General features: G+C 40.1%; 22 protein-coding genes, 1 pseudogene and 1 other annotated feature. Of the genes and pseudogenes, 11 read left to right on the top strand and 12 right to left on the bottom strand.

Annotated elements, in window-relative coordinates:
- Positions 1–17 precede the first annotated feature (17 nt).
- The gene (locus tag ABE41_RS07795; RefSeq protein ID WP_066288458.1) at positions 18–248 is read left to right on the top strand and encodes a YczF family membrane protein; all 231 of its coding nucleotides are present in this window, start codon (positions 18–20) and stop codon (positions 246–248) included.
- On the opposite strand, the gene ABE41_RS07790 is transcribed toward ABE41_RS07795, so the two are convergent.
- The 5 genes from ABE41_RS07790 to gnd form a co-directional block, all read right to left on the bottom strand.
- On the bottom strand, positions 217–1341 hold the full coding sequence (locus ABE41_RS07790) for a GerAB/ArcD/ProY family transporter (RefSeq protein WP_066288456.1): 1125 nt from the start codon (positions 1339–1341) through the stop codon (positions 217–219). The two genes, ABE41_RS07795 and ABE41_RS07790, sit on opposite strands and share 32 nt — an antisense overlap.
- The gene (locus ABE41_RS07785; RefSeq protein WP_066288454.1) at positions 1338–2573 is read right to left on the bottom strand and encodes a Ger(x)C family spore germination protein; all 1236 of its coding nucleotides are present in this window, start codon (positions 2571–2573) and stop codon (positions 1338–1340) included. Before ABE41_RS07785 ends, ABE41_RS07790 begins: the two co-directional genes overlap by 4 nt.
- Positions 2570–4249: a spore germination protein gene (locus tag ABE41_RS07780; protein ID WP_172827340.1), complete on the bottom strand. Its 1680-nt coding sequence runs from the start codon at positions 4247–4249 to the stop codon at positions 2570–2572. Before ABE41_RS07780 ends, ABE41_RS07785 begins: the two co-directional genes overlap by 4 nt.
- Positions 4250–4491: 242 nt before the next feature.
- Positions 4492–5010 (bottom strand): acyl-CoA thioesterase, encoded by a 519-nt coding sequence (locus ABE41_RS07775; RefSeq protein ID WP_066288452.1) that lies wholly within the window; start codon positions 5008–5010, stop codon positions 4492–4494.
- Between the two features lie 382 nt (positions 5011–5392).
- The gene (gnd, locus tag ABE41_RS07770) at positions 5393–6289 is read right to left on the bottom strand and encodes a phosphogluconate dehydrogenase (NAD(+)-dependent, decarboxylating) (protein WP_066288449.1); all 897 of its coding nucleotides are present in this window, start codon (positions 6287–6289) and stop codon (positions 5393–5395) included.
- A 250-nt stretch (positions 6290–6539) separates the two neighbouring features.
- Here gnd and ABE41_RS07765 point away from each other — a divergent pair, with 250 nt between their 5' ends.
- Entirely contained in the window at positions 6540–7403 is an 864-nt protein-coding gene (locus ABE41_RS07765) for a sulfite exporter TauE/SafE family protein (RefSeq protein ID WP_066288447.1), read from the top strand.
- A 71-nt stretch (positions 7404–7474) separates the two neighbouring features.
- Here the strand turns inward: ABE41_RS07765 and ABE41_RS07760 are convergent, their stop codons facing one another.
- Positions 7475–8317 carry a DegV family protein gene (locus ABE41_RS07760; protein WP_066288445.1) on the bottom strand — a complete coding sequence of 281 codons (843 nt, stop codon included), beginning with the start codon at positions 8315–8317 and terminating at the stop codon, positions 7475–7477.
- A 225-nt stretch (positions 8318–8542) separates the two neighbouring features.
- On the opposite strand from ABE41_RS07760, the gene ABE41_RS07755 reads away from it, so the two are divergent.
- The 4 genes from ABE41_RS07755 (at position 8543) to ABE41_RS07740 (ending at position 11131) form a co-directional block, all read left to right on the top strand.
- Entirely contained in the window at positions 8543–8986 is a 444-nt protein-coding gene (locus tag ABE41_RS07755) for a MarR family winged helix-turn-helix transcriptional regulator (RefSeq protein ID WP_083207717.1), read from the top strand.
- Between the two features lie 218 nt (positions 8987–9204).
- The gene (locus ABE41_RS07750; protein ID WP_066288441.1) at positions 9205–10158 is read left to right on the top strand and encodes a helix-turn-helix transcriptional regulator; all 954 of its coding nucleotides are present in this window, start codon (positions 9205–9207) and stop codon (positions 10156–10158) included.
- A gap of 67 nt (positions 10159–10225) precedes the next feature.
- Positions 10226–10414, top strand: a complete 189-nt coding sequence (locus ABE41_RS07745) for a cold-shock protein (protein ID WP_066288434.1) — start codon at positions 10226–10228, stop codon at positions 10412–10414.
- A 156-nt stretch (positions 10415–10570) separates the two neighbouring features.
- Complete coding sequence (locus ABE41_RS07740; protein WP_066288432.1) at positions 10571–11131, top strand: YtxH domain-containing protein; 561 nt, start codon at positions 10571–10573, stop codon at positions 11129–11131.
- Positions 11132–11465: 334 nt separating this feature from the next.
- Here the strand turns inward: ABE41_RS07740 and ABE41_RS07735 are convergent, their stop codons facing one another.
- From ABE41_RS07735 to ABE41_RS07725, 3 genes are all read right to left on the bottom strand, one after another.
- Complete coding sequence (locus ABE41_RS07735) at positions 11466–13337, bottom strand: heavy metal translocating P-type ATPase (protein WP_066288430.1); 1872 nt, start codon at positions 13335–13337, stop codon at positions 11466–11468.
- A gap of 347 nt (positions 13338–13684) precedes the next feature.
- Entirely contained in the window at positions 13685–14491 is an 807-nt protein-coding gene (locus ABE41_RS07730) for an ABC transporter permease (RefSeq protein ID WP_066288428.1), read from the bottom strand.
- Positions 14488–15375, bottom strand: coding sequence for an ABC transporter ATP-binding protein (locus tag ABE41_RS07725; protein WP_066288426.1), 888 nt, complete (start codon positions 15373–15375; stop codon positions 14488–14490). The genes ABE41_RS07730 and ABE41_RS07725 overlap by 4 nt, the downstream gene beginning before the upstream one ends.
- A 146-nt stretch (positions 15376–15521) precedes the next feature.
- Here ABE41_RS07725 and ABE41_RS07720 point away from each other — a divergent pair, with 146 nt between their 5' ends.
- The 3 genes from ABE41_RS07720 to ABE41_RS07710 all read left to right on the top strand — a co-directional run bounded on the left by ABE41_RS07720 (position 15522) and on the right by ABE41_RS07710 (position 18075).
- Positions 15522–16109: a TetR/AcrR family transcriptional regulator gene (locus tag ABE41_RS07720; protein WP_066288423.1), complete on the top strand. Its 588-nt coding sequence runs from the start codon at positions 15522–15524 to the stop codon at positions 16107–16109.
- Between the two features lie 331 nt (positions 16110–16440).
- Positions 16441–17058: a DUF47 domain-containing protein gene (locus ABE41_RS07715; RefSeq protein WP_066288420.1), complete on the top strand. Its 618-nt coding sequence runs from the start codon at positions 16441–16443 to the stop codon at positions 17056–17058.
- A gap of 12 nt (positions 17059–17070) precedes the next feature.
- A complete protein-coding gene (locus ABE41_RS07710; RefSeq protein WP_066288416.1) occupies positions 17071–18075 on the top strand; it encodes an inorganic phosphate transporter in 1005 nt (334 codons plus the stop codon).
- A gap of 89 nt (positions 18076–18164) precedes the next feature.
- On the opposite strand, the gene ABE41_RS07705 is transcribed toward ABE41_RS07710, so the two are convergent.
- Positions 18165–19919 carry an ABC transporter substrate-binding protein gene (locus tag ABE41_RS07705; RefSeq protein WP_066288414.1) on the bottom strand — a complete coding sequence of 585 codons (1755 nt, stop codon included), beginning with the start codon at positions 19917–19919 and terminating at the stop codon, positions 18165–18167.
- A gap of 102 nt (positions 19920–20021) precedes the next feature.
- Here ABE41_RS07705 and ABE41_RS07700 point away from each other — a divergent pair, with 102 nt between their 5' ends.
- On the top strand, positions 20022–21290 hold the full coding sequence (locus ABE41_RS07700; RefSeq protein ID WP_066288412.1) for an MDR family MFS transporter: 1269 nt from the start codon (positions 20022–20024) through the stop codon (positions 21288–21290).
- Between the two features lie 12 nt (positions 21291–21302).
- The gene (locus ABE41_RS07695; protein WP_066288409.1) at positions 21303–21953 is read left to right on the top strand and encodes a YdcF family protein; all 651 of its coding nucleotides are present in this window, start codon (positions 21303–21305) and stop codon (positions 21951–21953) included.
- Positions 21954–22114: 161 nt separating this feature from the next.
- On the opposite strand, the pseudogene ABE41_RS07690 reads toward ABE41_RS07695, so the two are convergent.
- Positions 22115–23368: pseudogene (locus ABE41_RS07690) on the bottom strand (dicarboxylate/amino acid:cation symporter).
- Positions 23369–23495: 127 nt separating this feature from the next.
- Positions 23496–24926: a proline--tRNA ligase gene (gene proS, locus ABE41_RS07685; RefSeq protein ID WP_066288407.1), complete on the bottom strand. Its 1431-nt coding sequence runs from the start codon at positions 24924–24926 to the stop codon at positions 23496–23498.
- 45 nt (positions 24927–24971) lie between these two features.
- Positions 24972–25185, bottom strand: a binding site (T-box leader).
- Positions 25186–25232 lie beyond the last annotated feature (47 nt).

The raw sequence follows: 25232 nt of genomic DNA, 5'->3' as shown, positions 1-25232 counted from the left end.
TTCAGGAGGCGATAGAAATGATAAACCCTGTATCCATCTATTTGATAATACTTACTGCAATGATTGCCCTATTAATTGGCATTGACTGGTTTATGGGCACACCGCCTTTAACCGTCTTCAAACGATCCTTTTTTTCATTTTTTAAATATGTGGATAAAGTGGAATTTTTCCTGGTGATCGTATTGTTCATACTTCCATTGCTAACATTCATGTGGTCTAGCTGGATGAAGAGGAAGCAAAATGCTTAAGCTGCTTTCTTCTAATTAAGAATACAATAATAAAGATTGCAGGTAAAACAACCTGAAACGGAATGTGAATAAATTGAGGCACAACATTCAACCCTTCATTAATATGTTCTACGTAATTAGATGCAATCCCAATCGAAGATAGAATGACAACAACTCCTATCGGTCCGATGATTGTGGTTTCTTCCTTAACTCCAAATACATCCTGCGCGGCTTTTACAGATACGTATAAAAAGACGGCAACCTTGAAAAATCCACCAATGATTAATGTAAATACAACTAATGCATCAAGTCTCTGTATAAATTCTCCGAGATTGATCTTCGCTACAGCTGCTAAAAGAGGAAAGTAAACATGAGTTGCGACGTGTCCGCCTAGAACGGCGATATCCATTGCAATCGTCGTACTTAATACTATACCGCTTACTCCCATTCCTAATAAACCTACCTTTAAAGCCTTATTTTTGTTTTTCACTTTTAAATAAGGAAGCAGCATAGTGAAAACAATCATCTCTCCAAAAGGAAACGTCGGCGTTACTGGAAAAGCTGCTTTTAATACAGGTATAACTCCATCTCCAAATATAGGAAGCAAGTAGTTGTATTCCATAAGATCTGCCGATAAAACTAATACCGCCAATGTAATCCCTACCAAGCCAACCAACCCAAAAAATATTTCTCCTGTTCGAGCCAGGACCTCAAATCCAAGCTTTAAGACATACACAATCGTTGCGACCATTAAGGTGTTCACTACGATAATCGGTGTTTGTACAAAAACAGCTGACAGAAGCAAACTTCCAAAGTCACGCAACACTCTGGACGCAAGGTACAAAAAGTACAGCATATAGCAAAATCCAAAAAACTTCCCTACATACTTCCCGAATAACACTTGTATATATTGCGTTAAGGACATTTCAGGAAACTGTTTATACAAAAAGAAGTACCCTACAAACAAGATCATTCCTGCAAACATACCAAACAAAATGGCGATCCATGCGTCTCTGCCAGCATTCATCCCAAGTCCGACAAGAATAGCACTACCAAGTTCAAACAACACGATAAGAATAAAATACTGCTGAAGATCGATCTTATACGTTTTCATGAGGATTCAACTTCCTCCTTATTCTCTTGATTTTTCTCAAATAAAAATGGAGAAGTTCGAATTCCTGACCTTCTGATCCGTGAGTCCACTTTAACTCTGACCTGGATCTCAGGAAAAACCCGATTATAGTTCTTTTTATAAACGCGATCCCACTTTTCAGGGTTTTCCCGGTACAGCAGTTCACCAAATCCGATTACATCACTATTGAAATTCTGCGCAGCCTTTATCGTTTTCGTTATTTCTTTCTCAATCACATTGTTGAACATTTTTTCAATTTTAAATATTTCAGATGGCTTTTCAAGATTAACCGGGCAATTTGTTTCCGCAATATTCGTCTCAGGAAAAACCTCAACATTTATTGTTGGAACATCTCTTTCAGTGGAAGCTGAGAGTTCAGTATTGGAACGGACAACTTCAATCGCATACCCTTTTTTATTGCCTTTGCAAGGCACAGTTACAACGGAGCTTGCAATTTTTCCTCTTAACCATAGAACGCCTCTCGCTTTAGGTCCATCGAGCCATCCTTTTAATTTACCTTGTTTAAAAACACCCATCCCTGACACTTTTACTCTCGCGGGATCTCCTACCTCATAGTTTTTAGCTGTAACAGCGAGCTCTTTATCACCCATAATTTCAATCCCGTTAATTAAAGGCTCTCCGCCTTCATTGATAATAGATTGAAGAACTTCATTTATATCCTGCTGAACATTTTCTCCCCAGGTTTTTTCAGATATTCTTAAGATTGCAGCCACTTCATCTGAAGTCACTTTATCTATAGCCGTAAACGTTCTTAATATTTTAGAAGGTGTTGTATTTCTTGCAATCAGAACCTGTATCGTAGAACGTACTTCCGGATCGCGCGACATCATATCGAGTGCTTCATAAATATTTTCTTTTGCTAGTTTCTCGCTAAATACAACCATGCGGGCATGTGCAAAAAATAGACGGCGCGAAGTTTGTTTAGTAGCTTTTCTCGTTGCTTCCATCAAATTATTTCCTTTTGTTTCATAAACTGTAAATACAGGCTGTTTTCCGCCGCCTCCGCCCGAAACCCCAGGTGCGACTTCTGTTGGGTTCACTACCTGATATGTGACGATCAAATCCCCTTTTTTATCTATATTGATCCCCATTCCCATCACGATCGAAAGCTCGTCTAGCTCATTCTGATCCCAGCACCCTGCCAGAAAAAGAAGACATAGGGAGAGAGGGACGAAACATTTCAAGAAACTCATCTTGTTGTTTCCTCCTCTCTCTTTTTCTTAACTTCATAAGGCAGCGTACGGGTAGCATTTTTCTTTGCCAGCTTTTCTGGCCGCTTAAATAAGTGAGTGACAGGAAATCGGAATAAACTGTCCTTTAAATCCTGTGTTTGTATCGGAGCAAACGGACTTAAGTATGGAATACCGAATGACCGCAGACTCGTTAAATGAGCAACGATTACGATCAGCGCAAGAGTTAACCCATAAAAACCAAACACTGAAGAGATAATCATCAGAGGAAACCGGAGTAAACGGGCTGATGTTGCGACAGCAAATGAAGGAATTGCAAAACTGGCAACTGCTGTAATCCCAACAACGATAACCATAGCAGGTGATACGAGCCCTGCCTGAACAGCTGCCTGTCCTAATACAAGTGCACCAACGATCGATACGGCTACACCAACTGCACGGGGCATCCGAATTCCCGCCTCACGTAATATCTCAAATGTAATCTCCATAACTAGTGCCTCCGCTATAGCTGGAAAAGGTACACCTTCACGCTGAGCAGCAATACCAAAAAGCAATGTAGTAGGAATCATAGCCTGATGAAAGGTTGTAAGGGCGATATAAATGGATGGAGCAATCAACGAGATAATAAAAACGGAAAAACGAAGCAGTCTCAAAAAAGTACTGATGTCATATCTCATGTAATAGTCTTCAGATGATTGAAAGAACTGAATAAATTGCGAAGGTGCGATAAGTGAAAATGGTGTTCCGTTTACAATGATGCCTACCCGTCCTTCTAAAATATTACCGATAACCACATCAGGTCTTTCAGTACTCATCAATTGCGGGAAAACAGTAACCGTCTCATCTTGTATGAATTCTTCAAGCTGGCCCGTTTCAAGTAGGCCATCCGTTTTTACCTGTTCAATTCTTTCTTTTATTTCTTTTACGATTAAAGGGTTTACGATGTTATCCATATATACAATGGCTAAATCTGTTCTAGTGATATCACCGACTATAAACTTTTCAATTCGCAAATCTGGTGATCTTAATTTTCTTCGGATTAATGAAATGTTCGTTTTTATTGATTCCGTGAAAGCTTCTTTCGGACCGCGAATAACAACCTCAGATGTCGGCTCTTCAATGTTCCGCATTTTTCCGCCGTTAGTGCCCATCTTAAGGCCTTTCGTATTACCTTCGACTAATAGGACACTTAATCCGGCAAGCAGCGCTTCCAGCAATTCGTCTTCTGTTTCGACATCTAGCACTCTTCCTAAAGCAAGTGCATTCTGCTTAATGTAATGAAGTGCATGGTTTATGGGAACTGGAGATGATTGTTTTTCGGATGTAAGATTCATCAGTGGTTCTAAAATAAATTCACTTAAGAGCTGTGTATCGTTCATCTCTTCCAGGAATATAAGTGTTGCTGTTACCTTTTGTTCAAGTTCAAACTCAAATTCCCGGATAATGAGGTCCGTCGGATTACCAAGACGGTTTTTAATTCTATCAACATTGATATGTAAGGCTGGGCTCAATTCTCCTACTTTCACTGGTTGCTGCTGATCATTGAATTCTCGAATTTGAACTTCTGAAGCACCTGACTTCGTTTGAAGAGAAGAACTTTCGCCGGCTTTTTTATCCGCAATCATATCAGATAGTTTTTTATGGGTTTTGATAATAGGGCGTTTTCTTCTATTCCGCATAACCATCCGCCTTTTTTCCAATCTTTTCTTAGCATTTGCGGAAGTGTCCATGGTTATGTAAATTTACAGCACAAAAAAGCCCCTAATTCGTCTTACCAACGAATTAGGGGCTTCAAACAATTTAACAAGATTAATGCCAGGGTTCTGTATCCCTGGCTGGAAAAAGGTTAACTTTATTATATCACCTTATTCTCATTTTGCGAATCTTAACATCTATAATTTTTAAAAATATATCTTTATGCTCAAATTGAATCCCATGGCTTTTTCACACCGAATTCTTTTGCTAACTTTTTGCTTTCTTCACGGCGTTTTTTTCTTGCGATCGCCCGTTCTGGTGCATGTTCATGCAGCCATTTCTCTTCTTCTGTTTCAGGTATGACTTTTGGCACAGGTGTAGGCTTTCCATCCTCTCCCATGGCTACAAATGTTAAAAAAGAAACGGCGCACACTTTACGTTCTCCAGTCAGCAGGTTCTCTGCAATGACTTTCACGAAAACCTCCATCGAAGTAGTTTTTGTCCAAGTCACGAACGACTCTAAGCAAACGGAATAACCTTCTTTAATTGGTTGTAGAAAATCTACCGAATCAGTAGAGGCTGTAACAACATGTTTGCGTGCATGGCGAATCGCAGAAATGGCTGCAACATCATCAATATAAGCCATAAGCTTGCCTCCAAAGAGCGTTCCATGATTGTTTGTATCAGGAGGCAGTACAACTGAAGATTTAACAGTGCGTGACTCGCGTATATATTTGTTTTCCATAATCTAAACTCCTATCCCTTTCAAGTCATTGATAGTATATGTTTTTCTTGATAAAAATAGTAAAAGACCTCTGCTTTTCACCCTGGCACAGAGGTCTTTAAACATGCTGTATTCGTAAACTTTGTTGTTTTTGTAAGAAGTTAATTTCCACAACAGAACTCGCTTTCCGCAGGGTGTGCGGTGAGCCCCTCGTCGCCTCCCGACATTGACTGGTCTCACCTGTCCCACTGATCCTGCAGGACAAGGAACGCTACGACAGCGTTATATCGCACGAAGAAAATGTGATTTTCATTTTCGAGGAGTCTCGTCCTTTCGCTCCAATTAACTATTCAATAAAGAAGTTTCCACGAAATCTCTCATCTTAGAATAGAGCGTTAAAGAATTATTTTTTTACGACAGCATGTCCGCCGAACTCATTACGCAGTGCAGCAACTACTTTACCGTGGAATGTGTCATCTTCTAATGAACGGAAACGCATGAATTGTGAAAGTGCGATAACTGGAGCTGATGCCTGATAATCAAGTGCAGCTTCAATTGTCCAGATCCCTTCACCTGAAGAGTTCATAACGCCGCGGATATCTTCCAGGTTAGGCTGTTTGCTAAACGCATTCTCCATCAATTCAATGAGCCAGCTTCGGATAACAGATCCGTTGTTCCACACTCTCGAAACAGCCTCATAGTCATAATCGAAATCACTCTTGTCCAGGATTTCAAATCCTTCACCGATCGCTTGCATCATACCGTACTCAATACCGTTATGAACCATCTTTAAGAAATGGCCAGATCCAGCGCGGCCAGTGATCAAGAAACCTTTTTCAACGCAAATTTTTTCATAAAGCGGTGCAAGGTAATTTACCGCATCGTCGTCTCCGCCCATCATTGCGCAAAGTCCGTAGCGAGCACCATCTGTTCCTCCGCTAGTACCAACGTCAACAAAGTGGATGCCATCAGCTTTTAATTCTTCGTAACGGCGAAGTGTATGCTTGTACATGGAGTTCCCCGCATCAACAATAATATCCCCTTCTGAAAGGTGCTGTTTAAGCTCGTTGATTACTTGGTCAACAATTTCACCTGCCGGTACAAGAAGAATGACAGCCTTTCTTCCTGAGAATGAGTTTGCGAGCTCTCCAACTGACTCGACACCTTTAACACCTTGTTCAGAAATCTCTTTAACTGTGTCTTTGTTAACATCAGTAGCGATAACAGTATAGCCTTTATCGTTCATGTTCAATGCCATATTAAAGCCCATTTTACCGAGGCCGATCAATCCGATTTCCATTGTTCTTATCACTCCATTTTATGTATTTCGTACTTTTTTGTATTATTCCACAAAATAAAGGCTCTTAACCTTTACTTGCAACACTGTCTACTACCTTATCGAAAAATGATCAAAAAAACAATTATTTAATCATGTTTTGCGGGTGTTTTCTCTATTTTACAAGGAATCTGATTACATTCAGGGTTTTGCCTAAACAGAATCACGTTTGTCCACATAATCTATAGGATATCGGTTTATTGGAGGACAATACGTGAAAAAAATTATAGTGCTCGCCTTGATCGGTCTGATGGCTCAGCTGATTGATGGATCACTCGGTATGGCCTACGGTGTAACTTCTACTACTCTCCTGTTAATGATCGGACTTTCTCCTGCGATCGCATCAGCTTCTGTTCACCTAGCTGAAGTTGTAACATCAGCCGCTTCTGGTTACTCTCATTTCAAGTTTGGGAACGTTGATATAAATATTGTTAAAAAGTTAGTGCTACCTGGAGCTGTTGGTGCTTTTTCAGGAGCTGCATTTTTAAGCTATATCCCGGCTGTGTTCATAAAACCATATATCTCTTTATTTTTGCTCGGATTAGGAATTTATGTTATATTCCGCTTTTTAATGTTAAAGATTTCAGCAAGGCCAATCATTAAAGAAGACACTGAAAAAATAGGGAAACTTTATAGACCAGTAGGATTTGCCGCCGGATTTTTGGATGCTTCAGGCGGTGGTGGCTGGGGTCCATTGACCACGCCATTACTTCTAACACAGAGACACCTGACACCAAGCATGGCCATTGGATCAGTTAACTTTAGCGAATTTGCAGTATCTTTATCAGCATCAATCGGCTTCTTTTTGTTCATCGGCTGGGAAACCCTTTACTGGCAAATCGTTCTTGCCATGATGGTTGGCGGTGTCATTGCTGCTCCGTTTGCCGCCTGGCTTGTAAAACATCTAAAACCAGCATTATTAGGTGTGCTGGCCGGTGGTATTATTATCCTGACAAACCTTCGTACCATTTTAAAAGAGTTCTTTTTTTTGGAGCTGTTTCAGGAAATGTATTACCTGCTGCCCCTGCTGTTCATCTGGATCTTGCTGATCATCGCAGCTGTCCGTAAAAAATCTTAAAAAAGTAACAGGGGACAGACCCGGGTCTGTCCCCTGTTACTTTTTACACTTTTGCCTTTTGCTGTAAAATCTTAATCCTCAAACCAAAGGATGCCAAGAGTACCTGCTCCCACGTGGACCCCGATTGCCGGACTAAGCTGTCCCAGGTTAATCGTGATGTTTGGATATTTATCTTTTAGAAGGTGAAGCCAATCTTCTGCTTTTTCAGATGAACCGCTATATATGACACTTACTCCATTAACAGATGTTCGTGCCGCTGCCTCTTCAAACAGAGCAAGTACACGCGACTCTGCTTTTTTTAGCGTTCTTATTTTTTCAAAAGGTACAAGTGATCCATTATCAAATGTCAGGATAGGCTTGATCTGCAGGAGGTTTCCAACCAAGAAACTTGCACCGGATAATCTGCCTCCAAGTCTCAGCTGCTCTAAACTCCCGATGCATACATACCCTTTAACATGATCTGCTGAATCTCTCAATCGTGTAGCGATTTCTTCAGGAGCAAGTCCTTCTTCTTCTAATCGTTTTCCTTTTAACACAAGCTGTTTCATAGCTTCAGAAGTGATTTTCGAATCTACGATATGTACAGGAAAATCTGCCATATCTGCTCCAAGCCTTGATCCGTTGATCGTACCGCTGAATTTCTCTGATACGTGTACAGCGATGCCACAGTCATAATCGTGCTTAAGCACTTCATAGAAATCAGAAAACTCACCAACAGTTGGTTGACTTGTTTTCGGAAGTTCGGTAATTGTTTCCAATTTTGTATAAAATTCATCTGGTGTGATATCAACACCATCCTTGTATACCTCTTCTCCCATAATGACCGATACCGGTATAATATGTATGCCAAGCTGCTTCGCTTCTTCTTGTGTAATACAGCTTGTACTGTCTGTAATCCAAGCAATACGTGCCATCTCTCTTCCCCCTTTTTTCTCTCTTTTTCTATTAGATATTCATGAAAGAATTCCTCTTTTATGACAGGAATATATTTTTATTGCTAAATTAAATCTATATTTCAATAGTTTAAATACTAGCGCAGAGATACACATTGGTAACTAGATACTTTATACTACATATTAATGGAACTTATCGGAAATTTATATTAAAATAGGAGTAATGTAAGCTAAGGAGGCAGTACTGTGAAAGTGGTAGCAGAAAGTAGAAATGTTTTAATAGAAGTAGAGCGGATAGAGAAGGCTTTTGTAGAAATCATGGACGTGTTAAAACCTGAAATTTGGGAAGAAGAAGAGATTACCTCTACACAATTTCAAATTTTGAAGACACTTTCTACTCGTGAAAAATGGACCGTTTCTGAAATTGCCGACGCTATGAAAGTTCGTGCAAGTGCTACTACCGTCATCATTGACAGACTTGTTAAAAGAGGATTAGTTGACCGGTATCGTTCGGAATTAGATCGTCGAATCGTCTATGTTCATCTGAACCAAGCTGGTTTAGATGCTTTTGAAATGATTCAGGAAAAGAGAAATGGTGTTTTAACAAAATACATGTCCCAGCTTACTGAGAAACAGCTAGCTGATATGGTTGAATGTTTTGAACATCTTTCTTCGATCGTAAAAAACTAAAACTTCAAACACCCTGCCCTAAAAAATAATCCCAGCTTAGTCTTACTACTTTTCATATTTACACTTAACACGTTATCTAAAATGGATAACGTGTTATTTTGTTTTCAAGCTATTATTTCGACTTTATTCGGTGAAACACTAACAATTCAATAATTATGTACGATATAAAATACAACCGAGTAGTACAAAAGTTTGAATACAACTAATAGGGGTCAAACATGTCAAAGATAAAAAGATTAGAAAGACTATTATTATCTATTAATACTAAAAAACAATTTACATTAAAAGAATTAGCGGTTGAATTTCAAGTTTCTACCCGTACTATACAGCGTGATCTATTGAGGCTAATGGAGATGGGATTGCCGATTATTTCCGAGTTTGGTCCCCATGGCGGATACCGGATTGAAAACGATCGTATACTTCCGCCAATCGGATTTACTGAAATGGAAGCTTCCGCTATATTATATGGTCTTCAATCATATGGTACAGAAAGTTTTCCCTTTCAAATTCAAAGCAGATCTGTCTCTCATAAACTTCTTCAATATTTGCCAGAAGATGCTAAAGATAATTGGGATCACATTCAAAAACGCCTTTCAATAAACTTTCCCCTTCCTGAGCAAAGTTTGCATGCACCAGTAATGCTTGAAGCGGCAATAAAACAAAAAATCGTTACTGTTCTTTATCATATTCAAGATTCTAAGACATACTGCAATATCCAGCCTATCGGTATCTACAATGAAAATGGAGAGTGGTTCTGTCCAGCCTATTGCTACTCACTGACAGATTTTCATGTATTTAATCTTTCGGATATCCATCAAGCTGTGATTAACTATGAACCTATGGATATAAAAGACTTTACTGATATTACAATCCATAACTGGGCATCCAGAATTACTCCGCGTTCCTTTTTTGAGCTTGTTGCTGAAATTGCACCAGAAAAGACGGATTACTGCATCTCACATCCATTTCTTAAACAATTCATCGTCAAACTTGAAGACGGCACCATCATGCTAAAGGGCAGAGTTTTATTGAATCACATAAATAAAATAGCAGACTATTTGTGGTTATTAAAATCAGACATAACCATTCATTCCCCCTATGAGATAAGGGTGATTCATGCTCGCTGGGCAAAAGAAATCTCAGCGAAAAATGAACTTATTTTGAATATGTAATCAAAATGATACATATTTTTCCTCTTTTAGGCGTATACTATAAGTAGAACAGAAAAGGGGGATATCTATGGCTTTTTTTTCAAAACAACCTGCAGAGCCGATTCCAGACGTAGAAACGAAGGTTTGGGCATGTTCGAGTGACGGTTGCTCATGCTGGATGCGCGCTGACTTTTCTTTGCAAAAAGAACCTCAATGCCCCATTTGTAAATCAGCAATGAATGAGGAAATCCGAATGCTTCCTGAACTCAAAAGCTAATGAAATAAATAGAAAACCTGCCGGGTATAGCCCGGCTTTTTCTATGCCGTCATTTAGACAAATCCCTTTATTCGCTTATACATTTATGGCTTAAGTGTTTAACTCCAAGCACTTCCGGGTACGATTTATATACAAGCAAAAAAGGAGGAATTGATTATGCATAACGAAAATACACACACAACACATACTACAACAGCGGAGCCGGTATTCACGCATTCCGATTTCCAAACACGGGAAACATATGATAACAAAAAAGGTTCTGGATCAGGTTTTACAACTGGACTTGTAGTCGGGAGTTTAGTAGGTGCTGCTGCAGCACTTTTATATGCGCCAAAGAAAGGCAATGAGTTCAGAAACGATTTGCGCGACACTTCCATCAAGCTTAAAGAGCGTACAATGCAAAAGAAAGACGAAACGATGCTAAAAGCTAAGCTAGGCAAGATGGACGCAAAAGATGCTGTTGAATCTATGAAAGATAAATCAAGCAGCATGTCAGTTTCTGCCCGACAAAAGCTTCAGGAAGCTAAAAATACGGTTAAAGAAGCTAAGAGCGAAACAAAAACAGCGATCGATGAAGCAAAAAAGGAAGCAGAAAGAGACGGATACAGCACTCAATCTTCATCAAATTCAACTGCTGTAGTAAAACCCCGTACAATGACTGGAACAGATTCTACTTCCTATGAGAAAAAACAAAGTGATGTAAATAATAAATTTTGATGTAAGTTATAAAGCCGGACGCGATGTCCGGCTTTTTCTTTATGTTTTGGGCTCATTTCTAAGAATGTTATTTTTGGATTGCTTTTGTGAAGTTTCTTCATTGACAAGTTGATTGCAGCGTGCCAGCTACTTAGATAATCATCTCGAAAGGCATGCGACGAGGAAGCCCGCATCTACAGGGTTTGCATGTAGACGCAGGAGCACAAATGCTTTAATGAATAAAAATGTTGCGCCTAGGGGGCTCACCGCACACCCCGCGGAAAGCGAGCCCTTGGAGCGGAAATCAACTAACCCTCGTTTTACTTGCAACAAAGTTTCGAAAAACTACCAACGCTTAGCCTTTCAACAGCCTGAGCCCGTTTAAAATGACAATTATTGTACTCCCTTCATGTCCGATCACCCCATAAGGCAGTGTCAGAACCTGAAAGTAATTTGCAAACAGCAAGAAAAGAATGACACCAACCGAAAATACAATGTTCTGTTTAACGATATTTGATAACCGCTCTGATAAACGCATGGCATATAATAATTTGCTAAGATCATTCTTCACTAAAATAATATCTGCTGTTTCAATCGCGGCGTCACTTCCCATTCCCATCGCAACACCGACATCCGCAACCGCTAAAGCAGGAGCATCGTTCACACCATCACCGATCATAGCCACTACAGCCTGCCGCTCTTTCCATCTCTTAACCGTGTTCACTTTATCTTCAGGCATACAGGAATAGCCCACTTCATCTACTTTTGCGAGCCTTCCTATCATTTCGGCTCCGCGTTTGGAATCGCCAGTTAACATTAGCGTTAAGATTTGCTTTTGTTTCAGGGCTTCAATGGCATCTATAGTTTCATCGCGAACGGTATCCCCTATTAAAAAGTATGCCGCCAGCTCATCATCAGCCGTGACATATACCACCGTCTGACCTGTAACTTCATTATGTTTCATTAGATCTTCGATTAATTTTGACTCTCTTTTATCATTTATACCTGTCAATTCCCTGCTGCCGATCTTCCATTGAATACCTGCCGCTTCCGCCTTAACACCTAACCCAGGGATATCTTCATAAGAGATGATCTCTTTCTCGTTGTCCTTAAAGTCCGGTTCTAATTTATTTAAAATCGCTTTTGCTAATGGATGAGTACTGTTTTTTTCAATCGTATAAATAATCGGGATCAATATTTCTTCCTTTATTGAAGGATGAACATACTTTACCGCCGTCACGGATGGATTCCCCTCTGTGAGAGTTCCTGTTTTATCAAATGCAATCACGTTCACCATATTTAGCTTCTCCATGAACACACCGCTTTTAAAAAGAATCCCTTGCTTAGCTGCATTTGAAAGTGAAGCTAGCAATGCTGGCATAGTCGAGGCAACAAGTGCACATGGTGATGCTACAACCAATAACACACACGCACGGTATAACGATTCTGAATAACTCCATATACCTGTCGATCCAGGTACCAGCACCGTTAATGCTGCAGCTAATAATACAAATAAAACATATTTCGCTTCAAATTCTTCTATTTTCCTCTGAACAGGCGGTGCTTCGCTCTGAGCCCTGTTTACAAGGTCAATCATTCTTTGAAAAACCGAATCTTTCATATGCTTCGTTACGGAAATCTCGAGAAGACCCGATTGATTTAAAGTACCCGCCAATACTTCTGAGGAGGGTCCTATCTCTTTTGCAAATGATTCGCCAGTTAAAGCTGATTCGTTTACATTAGACTTTCCCCTTTGTACGACACCATCTGCTGGAATTCTTTCTCCAGGTTTTACTTTAATGAGATTACCAGGTTCTAAACTTGACGCATTTACCCGATATTCTTTTTCTCCTGAAATAAGCCATGCTTCTTCAGGCTGTAAAGAGATTAGTGATTTGATTTCTTTATCACTTTTTTGAAGGGTATAACTTTCGAGTGCACCAGAATATGCAAAAATCAGTATGAGGACAGCCCCTTCTCCCCAATAGCCGATGGCCGCAGATCCAATCGCTGCCAACATCATCAATAGTTCAACATTCAGCTGCTTTTCTTCGATACTTCCTTGTATGCCTTCAACTGCCTTAGCATAACCGCCAACAATAAAAGCCAGTATATAGAACAGTACATAGAATGGTGATTGCGTATACGTTTCGATCAGCCACGCCGATAGAATTAAAAACCCGGCCGTGGTTGCGAATATTAGCTGAGTCCGTGCAGAGAGTTCCATTTAACTTCCCTCCTACGTATTGATAATAACAATCATCCTCATTACCCTTATAAAAGCAGAAATGCTGCCGTCTAAACGACAGCAGCCTGAAAACTATCCAATATTCGGTTCCTAGCCTTACTATTCTATGTGGATCCTTTAAAAAATGTTACACGTAAATTGTTATTTTTATTATACTTCTTTTTTTCAAAGATTGGTATGAATGCTTCTATATAGAAGTGGTTGATTTCCGCTTCAGGATGCTCGCTTTCCGCGAGGGGTAAGGTGAGCCGCGGTGAAAGTAATATGAAGTGCTGACCTGCGACTACAACAACACCCTCCCGAAGCGAGCTTCCACGGGACATAATCTAAAGAGGAAGATTCCTTCTTTTAAAAACGATTAGACTCCCACCGAATAAAAGGATCGCCGCTAGCCCAAGCATCGAACCGGTTAACATTGCATCTGTTTCATTGTTAATCATTTTAATCGGGTCATACAATTTGAATATCGTAAAGTTCAATAGCCATTCTGTTTCTTCACTCAGCTTTCCTCCCATGTTCAGCATATAAAAGAAGAGGGTTAACCCGGCAGAAATACCAAGCGCCTTCTTCTCATCATTAAACGAAGATGAAATGAAGAAACAATATCCGGCAATCACTAGAAAAATGAGGAACGTTAAAACATTAAGTGTAATAAATGAAGCCACATCAAGCTCATAACCCGAAATCAGCCATTCACTTGCGGCAATACCGCTTAGTGTTGTAAAAGCAACAATCATTCCAAGTCCGGTAATGATTACTGCAGCTTGGGTAGCAGCAACTTTAAACCTTGAATTAGGTGTCGCAAGCAAATATGCCATGGAACCTTGATCCACTAGGCGGGCCATTAACCGGGTAGAAGTTAGGATGACATAGATCATAAGAATGATTAAAAACAGCATGCCGTAAAATTCCCCTGCAATGTAATCAGCCAGTGAGTTGATCCCATTTTCCATGCCGATCAGCTTGCGCATTCCTTCTGGCAGTGCATTAATCATGTCGTTAAATCCCTTCATGTCAGCAATTGAAGGATAAATCCAAATGATCAATACGATATAAGCTACTGCACCATATATGAAGCCTCCGAGCATTTTCGCATGGCTTTTCATCATCGAAAGGTAGAGAGGCCAGCTCATTTCGCCACTTCCCTTCTGTCGTAATAGTGCATGAAGATATCTTCCAGATCCTGCGGTCTCGTATCTACATGCTCCACTTCACATCTGCTTAGCAATTGAATAAATTCCTGGTCGTTCCCCTGAACGGTTACATGAATCGTCTTTTTCCCCATGATCTCTGTTTGGAGATTGGATTGATGGATGGTATCAATATCTATTTCATTTTTTACTTTCACTTCGAATATCCGTCTTTGCACGGTTCTTAACGAATGGATATCTTCTAATGCTACAAGCCTGCCATCTTTAATTATTCCCGCTGAATCACACGTGCGCTCGATCTCTTGAAAGCTGTGCGATGACATCAGGATCGTTTTGTTCTTCTGTTTTTCTTCTAAAATTAAGTCAATGAATACACGCTGCATAAGCGGGTCAAGCCCTGAAGTAGGTTCGTCTAAGATCAGTACCTCTGGATCGTGCATGAAGGCTGCAATGATTCCCACCTTTTGCTTCATCCCTTTTGACATTTTGCGGATAGGTGTTTTTACATCCAGCTGAAACCGCTCGATCAGCTCATCTCTTTTTTGAGTCATTTTATGTCTTCTCATTTTTTGCATAAGGATTAAAAAATCCAGCCCGTTCATTCCTTCTAAAAAGACAATTTCCCCGGGCAGGTATCCGATCATCTTTTGAACTTCAGCTGACTTTGCCCAGCAATCCAGATCATTGATGGTGGAACTTCCTTCGTCAGGTTTCATAAAGCCCATTAAATGGCGGATCGTCGTAGACTTGCCTGCTCCGTTTGGTCCGATATAGCCAAAAACTTCACCTTTTTTTACTTCAAAATTCAAATCAAACAAGCCTTTTTCAGGTGTAAAACGTTTTGTAAGCTGTTTAACTATTATCATAAGACACACCTTCTTTTTGAAATATTTATATGCTTATATTTCAAAATTATCATATACCCATTTAAATAATTTGGCAAGAACTTTTTGAAATATGATGTTTGTTATTTTTCAAAAAATGTTTTATCCTATTATTGAGGTGAAGTGTTTTGAACGGATATGAACGCCGAAAAGAACAAAAGAAAATGGATATAAAAAAAGCCGCCTTTACCCTGTTTCAGCAGCAAGGCGTTAAAGATATTAAAATCGAAGACATCGCTAAAGAAGCAGGTGTTTCCCAAGTTACAATCTACAATCATTTTGGCAGCAAAGAAGCATTATTTAGGGAAGTTATCAAAGATTATACGATCGAACAATATGAGTTTCATAAAGATCTGTTTGATAAAAACATCTCATTTCTGGAAAAAATGAAGACGAGCATCCTTCATAAAACGAAGCAGGTAGCCAATATTCATCCAGAAGTCATAAGAGAAATGATGTTAGTTGACGAGGAATTGAGAGCATATTTGACTGAATTCCAATCTTCACATGCTATTCCATTGATAATGCAATTAATCAAGGACGCGCAGAAAACGGGAGAAATCAACCCGGACCTTTCTGAACAATCGATCATGGTATATATCCAGCTTTTTAATAACGACATGCTCATATCCATGATTACAGCTGAGAACGGAAAAAAATTAGCCTCGGATATCTTCCAAATGTTCTTCTATGGATTATCACAACCGAAGGAATAGACGGACGCAGACTACATGCGGATAATCCAAAAGTTTTGGGCTTGAAACCACGAGTTTGCAATTACGGCAAAAATGAGCACTATTAAACTTTATTACAAGATTCTATAAGAAGCTTTCAACAGGAAATCTTTTTTCTGCTTACGATATTTTTATTAGGGAAATGTATAAAGAAACTATGAGCCAGAAAAAGTTTTGTAAATTTTTGATTACAATTCATTCTTTTTCGACAATTTTTTTGTATAATGTGTTGGGTGGTTAAAAAAGACAAAATAACTGCTGATATAAAAGGTTAAAGAAAAAGGATTAAAGACATTTCTTTTGGAGGGTACTTATGTTTACAAAGAAAAAGGATAAGTTTGCTGTAATGCTAACGGATATTGCAAGCAACCTTAAGGAATCTGCTGGTTATTTCTACGACTTCAAGATCAAGAACGAAGATGACTTGCGTGAGTTTGCTGATCATTTGAAAGAGCTTGAGTCAAAAGGCGATTCTTATGTTCATACTGTTATCATGGAATTGAACAAAGTATTTATTACACCTATCGAAAGAGAAGACATCTTATCACTTGCTATGAGCATGGATGATATTTTAGATGGCATCGAACAGGCCTCTGCCCTCTTTGATATTTATGCCATCACAAATCCTGATGAATATATGGTGAAGTTTGTTGAAAACATTAAATTAAGTGCAGATGAGATTTTGCTTACAGTAAATCTTCTTGCTGATAAAAAACTTCTTGATATGCGTGAACATGCGATTAAGATTAAAGATTATGAATCAAAATGTGACGATCTATATCGTGAAGCACAGCGCCAATTGTTTGCAACTGAAACGGATCCAATCAAAGTTATCAAGTACAAAGAAATGTATGATGTACTTGAAGGCATCGCCGACAGCTGCCAAAATGTTGCAAACACACTTGAATCCATTATCATGAAAAACGCGTAACGGGTATTTGCTATGGAATTTGATTCTATATTAATCCTTACTATTCTCGTTGTTATCGGTGCACTAGCGTTTGATTTTATCAACGGTTTCCATGATACTGCAAACGCTATTGCAACATCGGTCTCAACAAAAGCCCTAACACCTAGAAAAGCCATTCTATTGGCTGCTGTCATGAACTTTGTCGGAGCTATGACGTTTACAGGTGTAGCAAAAACGATTACAAAAGATATAGTGGATCCATTTACTCTTCAAAACGGATCAGTTGTAATTTTAGCCGCTCTAATAGCGGCGATCGCATGGAACTTGATCACGTGGTATTACGGAATTCCAAGTTCTTCATCACATGCGATCATCGGATCGATCGCCGGAGCTGCTATTGCGGCTGCGGGATTTGAAGCTTTGCATTATTCCGGTTTCCTTAAAATTATTTATGGTTTATTGCTTTCTCCAATTTTGGCATTTGCAGTTGGGTTTGTATTCTATCATGCAATTAAACGTATCTTTAAAAATGCTAATTTAACAAAAACAAACAATAATTTCCGAAAAGTTCAAGTGCTAACTGCTGCATTTCAAGCCTATTCACATGGTACAAACGATGCTCAAAAGGCGATGGGTATCATTACAATGGCTTTAATTGCTAACGGCTACACAGATAGTACAGATATTCAGTTATGGGTTCAGGTTTCCTGTGCTCTTGCAATGGGACTTGGAACTTCAGTCGGCGGTTGGAAGATCATCAAAACAGTTGGCGGTAAGATTATGAAGATCCGTCCAGTTAACGGTGTTTCTGCTGATTTAACGGGTGCTTCAGTAATCCTTGGTGCTTCAGTTCTCGGTATTCCTGTTAGTACAACTCACGTAATTACATCTTCTATTCTAGGTGTCGGTGCATCTCACCGTTTAAGAGGCGTTAAATGGGGAACTGCTAAGACCATGTTAATCACTTGGTGTATTACATTACCGATCTCAGCAACACTTGCTGCATTATCATATTTTGTACTGATTTTATTTTTCTAAATAAGAGAAGAAGCCCGGGAAACCGTGCTTCTTTTTCATAGAGGCATGTGATGAAGCCTCAAAAGTCTCGCCACCTTAGATAAGAGCATTTATTTAACAGCTGGCTTGATCCAAATCTTTCTGAAATCCGCCCACCCGAAGGTGTTCATGGAAACATTCTTCAGGCTGGCCGGGAAATTCTTTTTCCGGTATGTATGATAACTGTTAAGAACAAGTCTCCTCTCTTGCAGATAATGTTCAATTTCGTCCATATAATCTTTTTGTTTCTCCTCATCCTCTTCGTCCATGAGAAGGTCGACAATTCGCTGAATGTGCTCTTCTTCTTGCCCTGCCAAAAAACGATTAACGAAACTTGCTTTATGCTTAAAAAAATTAATAAAAGCAAGTACAATATTGTTCTCAAACATCTCACCCATAAGAATCATATCTGAGTTAGCTGTCACTTCCTCTTTGTAATAATCCGTGAGTGGAAAAGGATGAAGCTTCAGATTCAGACCAATTGATTCTGCTCTCTTCTTTAGCCACATTGCATCTTCATTGCTGTATTTCATATCAAAAAAACTTACTTTAAGGATCTCTCCGTTATATCCAGATGCATGAAGGGATTCTTCAGCCTGTTTCAAAGTTTTTTCAGAAGGCGGATTCTCAAGGCTCTTTTCTGGAAAAAGACTTGTTGCCGCTAATAGCTTGTCTTTCTTTAGCTCTTTTATCATCAAATGAATATCAAACAAATGATAGATAGCGTTTCTGAAGTGCCAATTCTGAACAATAGAAGCTTTATTTAAGTTAAACGTGATATAGTTGCTTCCCACCTGCAAAAGGTTCACAGCTTCACCAAGCTGTTCATTGCCAGATTCTTCCGGCAGTTCATAATGAAGATCTACTTTTGTATTCTGCGGAATCTGCCAGATCTCAATCCGGTCAAGCCATGCTCTTTCTTTAAAATAATGAGTATTCGCCTCTAATATGAGGACATCATCTCGAAAATCCTTTACGGAGAACGGCCCGGTTCCGATCAATTCCGTTTCATCTTCAGGCTGGACAGCCATCGAGATCGAACTCATAAAATGCAGAAACATCCTAGTTTTTCTTTTCAGGGAGAATTGGATCGTGTAAAGACCAATGCACCTAACATCTAATACAAGTGCTGTCTGCCATTGACATGGCGAGTTCGCGTTCTGATCTTTTAATCTTTGAAAGGTATAAAGTACATCTTTAGAAGTCATGTGTTTTCCATTGTGGAACATAACGCCTTTTCTTAAGTAAAAGGTCATCGTCCTTCCGTCTGCTGATACGTCGTAATCATGGGCCAGATGAGCGGTAAATACTTTTTCCTTCTCATCATATTGCAGAAGCGTATCATAGATCTGCCGGGCAAAGTGTGATTCAGAGGATACAGAAACAAAGGCTGGATCCAGTGTGGATAGCTCTCGTGTCATCGGTATCTTCAGAACATCTTTCGTGGTTTCGGGTCCTTTCTCCTGATAGCCAAAATAAGTGTTGAGCGTGTGATGAAGTTCTTCTTTAATATCCTCTGGAAGATTTTCTTTTAAAAGATTAATAGCCGCGTTCACGTCCTCTTTCTGCAGCATTTGATGAAAAATCTCAAGAAGACCTGTACGTATATCTTTATGGAAAGTTAGAGTTGAAGTATTGCCTCTCCCCCTCCCCGGTTTCCAGGTGAGCCATTTTTCTGCCGCCATCCGTTTTAAAAGAATCTTAATATTCCGCTCCGTACAGCACAAAACATCAGCAAGTTCCTGCACGGTTATATTCATTGTATCTGTGAAGTCATTTTCTTTTTGATGCAGCCGAAGACTCACATAATAGTCCAGCAGTTTCATAGGGTTACCTCCAAAATATTAAAAGGGGAAATAATAATAAAAAGTTTACCCTTTTTCTTCTCCTTTTTCTAGATAAAATTGGAAATAAGGAGAGTGACTTTTATGGGGTTTAGAGAATTGCACCGGAATATAAAGATCCGGATCATAACGTCCTTTTTAACGCGAATTGTTGGTACGATGATATTTCCATTCATGGCGATCTACTTTTCTATGAAGGTTGGCCAAGTAATGGCTGGTTTTCTTTTGATCATCAACGTTCTAGTTTCACTATTCGTTAGTTTTTATGGAGGCTATATTGCTGACAGGGTCGGCAGGAAAAAAGTGATGGTAACTGCTCAAGGCATACAGGTAGCTTCATTTGCTGTAATGGCACTGGCGAATTCGCCTTTTCTTGATTCAGTCTGGCTGACATTTTCTATGATGTTGGTTTCAAGTGTCAGCTCAGGACTGATGAATCCGGCAGCAGAAGCTATGCTGATCGATGTGAGCACACCGGAAAACCGCAAATTCATGTACAGCTTAAACTATTGGTCTATTAACTTATCGATTGCTTTAGGAGCAATCGTCGGAGGGTTGCTGTTTAAATCTCACAGGTTCGAATTGTTTTTAGTGCTTACCTTCGTATCAATTTTCACCTGGATCCTTGTTACGTATTGGATGACCGAGTCGTTTGAATCAAAAAGTGCTGTGGTCAGTTCAGAAAAGCGAAATGTCTTGTGTGACGTCATTGAAAACTACCGCTCTGTCATGCATGATAAAACATTCATGCTCTATGTTGCAGGCAGCATCTGTATTATGTCGTTAGAGTTCCAGATGCATAACTATATCGGTGTCCGATTAGATCAGGAGTTTGAAGTGCGCACTCTAACCTTCTGGAATGGCTTTTCGTTTGAGATGACAGGCATTAGAATGCTGAGCTGGCTATCTACGGAAAACACGGTGCTTGTCGTTTTATTAACCATATGGCTCACAAAACAGATGAAACGGTTCAATGATATGAAAGTCTTTTTTATTGGGTTGTCTCTATATACCTTTGGCTACTCTGTCGTTGGTGCATCCAACTCTATGAGCATCCTGATGAGTGCGGTTCTTCTCTACACGATCGGTGAACTGCTTTACGTTCCAATCCGCCAGGCCTTCTTGGCAGATTTGGCTGATGAGACTAAGAGAAGTTCGTATATGGCGATGAACGGGCTTGTTTTTCAAGCGGCAAAAATTGCTGGTTCTTTGGGGCTTACAATCGGAGCATTTTTACCGTCATGGACAATGGGAACTTTGTATTTATTGTTGGGTATGATGGGCATGTTTCTTTTTCAGATGGCATTTAACCGGTTTTATACTAGTAAAACTGCCGTGAAAGCAACTGCTTAAGGAGGAATTGGAATGAAACCGCTTATTGCGAAAGAACCGGAAAAAGTACCTGAATTAACGAAAGAGCAGATTGACTGGCTCACTGATATAGTTTTTTATTATGATGACATCCCAGAACTTTGTGACGCTGTTTTTGTCTTTGGCGGAACGCATCCCGGTCATTGGGAAGCAGCGATTAAAGCATATCAAACTGGATTAAGCAGGACATTTGTTGTAACGGGCGGAGTGAGTCCGACCGGAAAAAAGCATGCAGCATGGGAAGACAGAACAATTCCGGAATCACTCGTAATAAAGAGAAAAATGATTGAAGCAGGTGTACCTGAGAAATGTATTATTTATGAAGAGACATCTAGGAACTCTATGGAAAATGTAATACATGCGCTTGAAGTATTTGATTTTACAAAAGTGAAGTCCCTTCTTGTTGTATGTAAAGCACATTGTGCTGGAAGGCAGATTCGAACATTGCAGAAGTACTTGACTAAGGAAATTCGGTTTGTCCCATTTGGATTTCCTGCTGTCTACAGCGGTGAAGGAATCAGGCGTGATAACTGGCACCTGACACATGAAGGAAGATCTCGTGTGTGGGGTGAGTATCTGCGTATCTGCAAATATGGTGATGCAGGACACTTAAGAGGCATCCCTGCGGAAGAGAGATTGCTATAAAGAAAAGCCCTTCACTCATATCTGAGTTGAAGGGCTTTGTTGTGATGCTTTTTGTAAAGTCGCTTCTTAGCTAGTTGATTGGAGTGCAAGGAGCGAGACTCCTGGAACGGAAATCAATAACAGCCTTGAGAAACAGAGTTTACAAAAACAGCCTTATATTTTTACGCGCCTTTTTGCTCTTTTAACGGAGAAACTTTCTTTGTCAGCCAGTTCTTCCCTTCAACTAAACGCGCTGTCATCATGCTTGCAACATTGTCGCCCGTTGCGTTCAGCAATGTTGCAGGCGGGTCAATAATAGCAGAAATTGCAGCAATGATTGGGAGAGCCTCAACCGGGAAACCAAACAATGAAAGAATCAGCATCTCAGCGATCAGCCCGCCTTGAGGAATCGCTCCCATCACCATTCCTACTAAGAGCGCTACTGCGCCAACCAGGAAGTATGTGTCGATTCCTGAGAAATCCATCCCAAAGATTCCGAAGAGGAATGTGATTTTAAGTACGCCGCCAATGACAGATCCGTCTTTATGAAGCGTGGCACCGAGCGGAATAGTCGTTTCTGCAATATCATCAGGAACGCCCATCTTTTTCGTTGCTTCTAAGTTAACCGGTATACTAGCAGCTGAACTGCATGTAGCAAGACTTGTAACAGACGGAGAAAGCATGTTCTTCCAAAACGTTCGGATACCAAGCTTTCCATGTGCCATCCAAGCATAAAGCGTAAAGAAACCAAAGAAATAAACAATAGAGAACGGATAATAGAATAGTACTGCTTTAAAATAGGATCCTAGCAAAGTAGGACCGAATTCTCCAACAAGTGCCGCAAAATAAGCTCCTAGCCCGATTGGCGCATAATACATGACGTATTTCACCATCTGCAGGGTTACTTCACTTCCCGCTGTGAGGAAATTCGCAAGAGGCTTAGCCTTCTCTCCCACTTTTGATGTAGCAAGGCCTAATAATACTGAAAAAAGAATAAGTGCAAGCATGTTCGCACGGCTTAACAAATCAACAAAATCAGGGACGGTAACAGTACTGACTAATTGATCACCGATCGAGACATCTTCGTTTGCTGCATCAGGTTTAACAAGATCAATGTTCACACCTTCAGATGGAGGAAACAGTTAGATTCCAGCCATACTTGTCACGGCAGCGATCGTACCTGTTAAAGTAAAAACGATCAGCATCGAGCTTATGATCTTGCCAAATCGTTTTGCTCCTGCCATGTTCGCGACGCTCGCTGAAATCGAAAAGAAAACAAGCGGAACAACGATCATGAACATAACATTTAAAAATAAGTCCCCAAACGGCTTAAGAACCGCCGCATCCTTGCCCATCACTGAACCGATCACACTTCCGATAATTATCGAAATGAGTAAAATGATCGGAGAGCGATAAGCTTTCCACGTATTTTTCATAAAACTACTCCCCTTACTAGATTCATTGTCACACTATCTATTTTATACGGAATTAACTTTTTGCATAGAGGGGAGTGAAAAAAAGGGGGGACAGACCCGGGTCTGTCCCCCCTTTTTTGTACGTAGATTAATATGCTTTAGCCCAGTAGACAAGGTGCTTTCCTTCTTGTTCACAGCAAACGCATTTGTCCGAGAGTTGTTCTTGTTCAAACGGCATGCAACGTGATGTTGCACCTGTTTCATCCTTAATGAAGTTCTCACATGCTTCATCTCCGCACCACATTGCTTTAATAAAACCTCCGTTGTTTGTTAGGATTTCTTTGAATTCATCGAAAGTAACGGCAACAGACGTTTTTTCTTCGCGGTGCTTTTTCGCTTTTTCAAATAAGCTTTGTTGGATGTCGGTTAAGATTTCTTGTATTTGCGATTCTAAGTTTTCTATTGATATGGTCTGTTTCTCTCCTGTATCTCGGCGTACGAGTACGACTTGCTGCTGTTCGATGTCACGCGGTCCAACTTCAAGACGAAGCGGAATTCCCTTCATCTCATACTCGTTGAACTTCCAGCCTGGCTTTTTATCGCTTGCATCAATTCCTGTACGGATTGTGGCGGAAAGTTTATCTTTTAAATCGTAAGCAAAATCAAGTACGCCTTCTTTATGCTGGGCGATCGGCACGATCATAAGCTGAGTTGGCGCGATCTTTGGCGGAACAACCAGTCCTCTGTCATCACCATGTACCATGATCATCGCTCCGATAATACGTGTTGTGAAGCCCCAAGAGGTTTGCTGCACCGTCTGCAGCTTGCCTTCTCTGTTTGTAAATTCGATGCCAAACGCTTTTGCGAATCCGTCTCCCAGATGATGGGAAGTCCCAGATTGCAAAGCTTTCCCGTCATGCATCAGACTTTCAATCGTGTACGTATATTTTGCTCCAGCGAACTTTTCTTTTTCCGTTTTTTGCCCCTTGATGACCGGTACTGCCAAATACTCTTCACAAAGTTCAGCGTAAACATTAAGCATGCGAACCGTTTCCTCATGGGCATCCTCATCAGTTTCATGGCACGTATGCCCTTCTTGCCAAAGGAATTCCAATGTACGAAGGAAAGGACGCGTCGTTTTTTCCCATCTTACAACGTTCGACCACTGGTTATACAGCTTAGGCAGATCACGGTAAGAATGGATGATGCTTTTAAAATGCTCAGCAAAAAGAACTTCAGAAGTCGGCCGGACACAAAGGCGCTCTGTCAGCTTCTCTTCCCCGCCATGTGTCACCCATGCAACTTCAGGTGCAAAACCTTCGATGTGATCTTTTTCTTTTTGCAGCAGACTCTCAGGAATAAAGAGCGGCATGTAGACATTCTCATGCCCTGTCTCTTTTATCCGTTTATCCAGCTGCTTCTGAATGTTTTCCCAGATCGCATAGCCGTAAGGTCTTAGAATCATGGACCCGCGGACACTGGAATAATCAATTAGTTCAGCTTTTGTTACTACATCTGTATACCACTGTGCAAAATCGTCATCCATACTTGTTACGTCTCTTACAAAATCCTTTGCCATTAGATGCACTCCTCTTTTTAGTAAATAAAAAAAGCTATGCTTAATATTAGGGACCATTTGCATGGCGGTACCACCCTAATTCAAAGCATAGCTTTACACTCTTTCATGATAACGGTCTTGAACCGCTGATATCTTCCACTAGTAACGGAATCAGAACTCCTAGGCAGGTTCGATTGGCTGTCAGCAGGAACCTTTCAGCAGGTGGCCCCCTCTCTATAAAAGACAAGATCAATCTACTAATCCTCATCGATGTTTCTGGTTGTTTTTGAGAATTATAGTTGATACTGCCATGAACTGTCAATTATA

Origin of the sequence: Fictibacillus arsenicus (assembly GCF_001642935.1) — a bacterium.
GTDB classification, from domain to species: Bacteria; Bacillota; Bacilli; order Bacillales; family Fictibacillaceae; genus Fictibacillus; species Fictibacillus arsenicus_B.
Note: the sequence above shows the minus strand (reverse complement) of the source record. Positions and strands in the feature narration are given on the sequence as shown.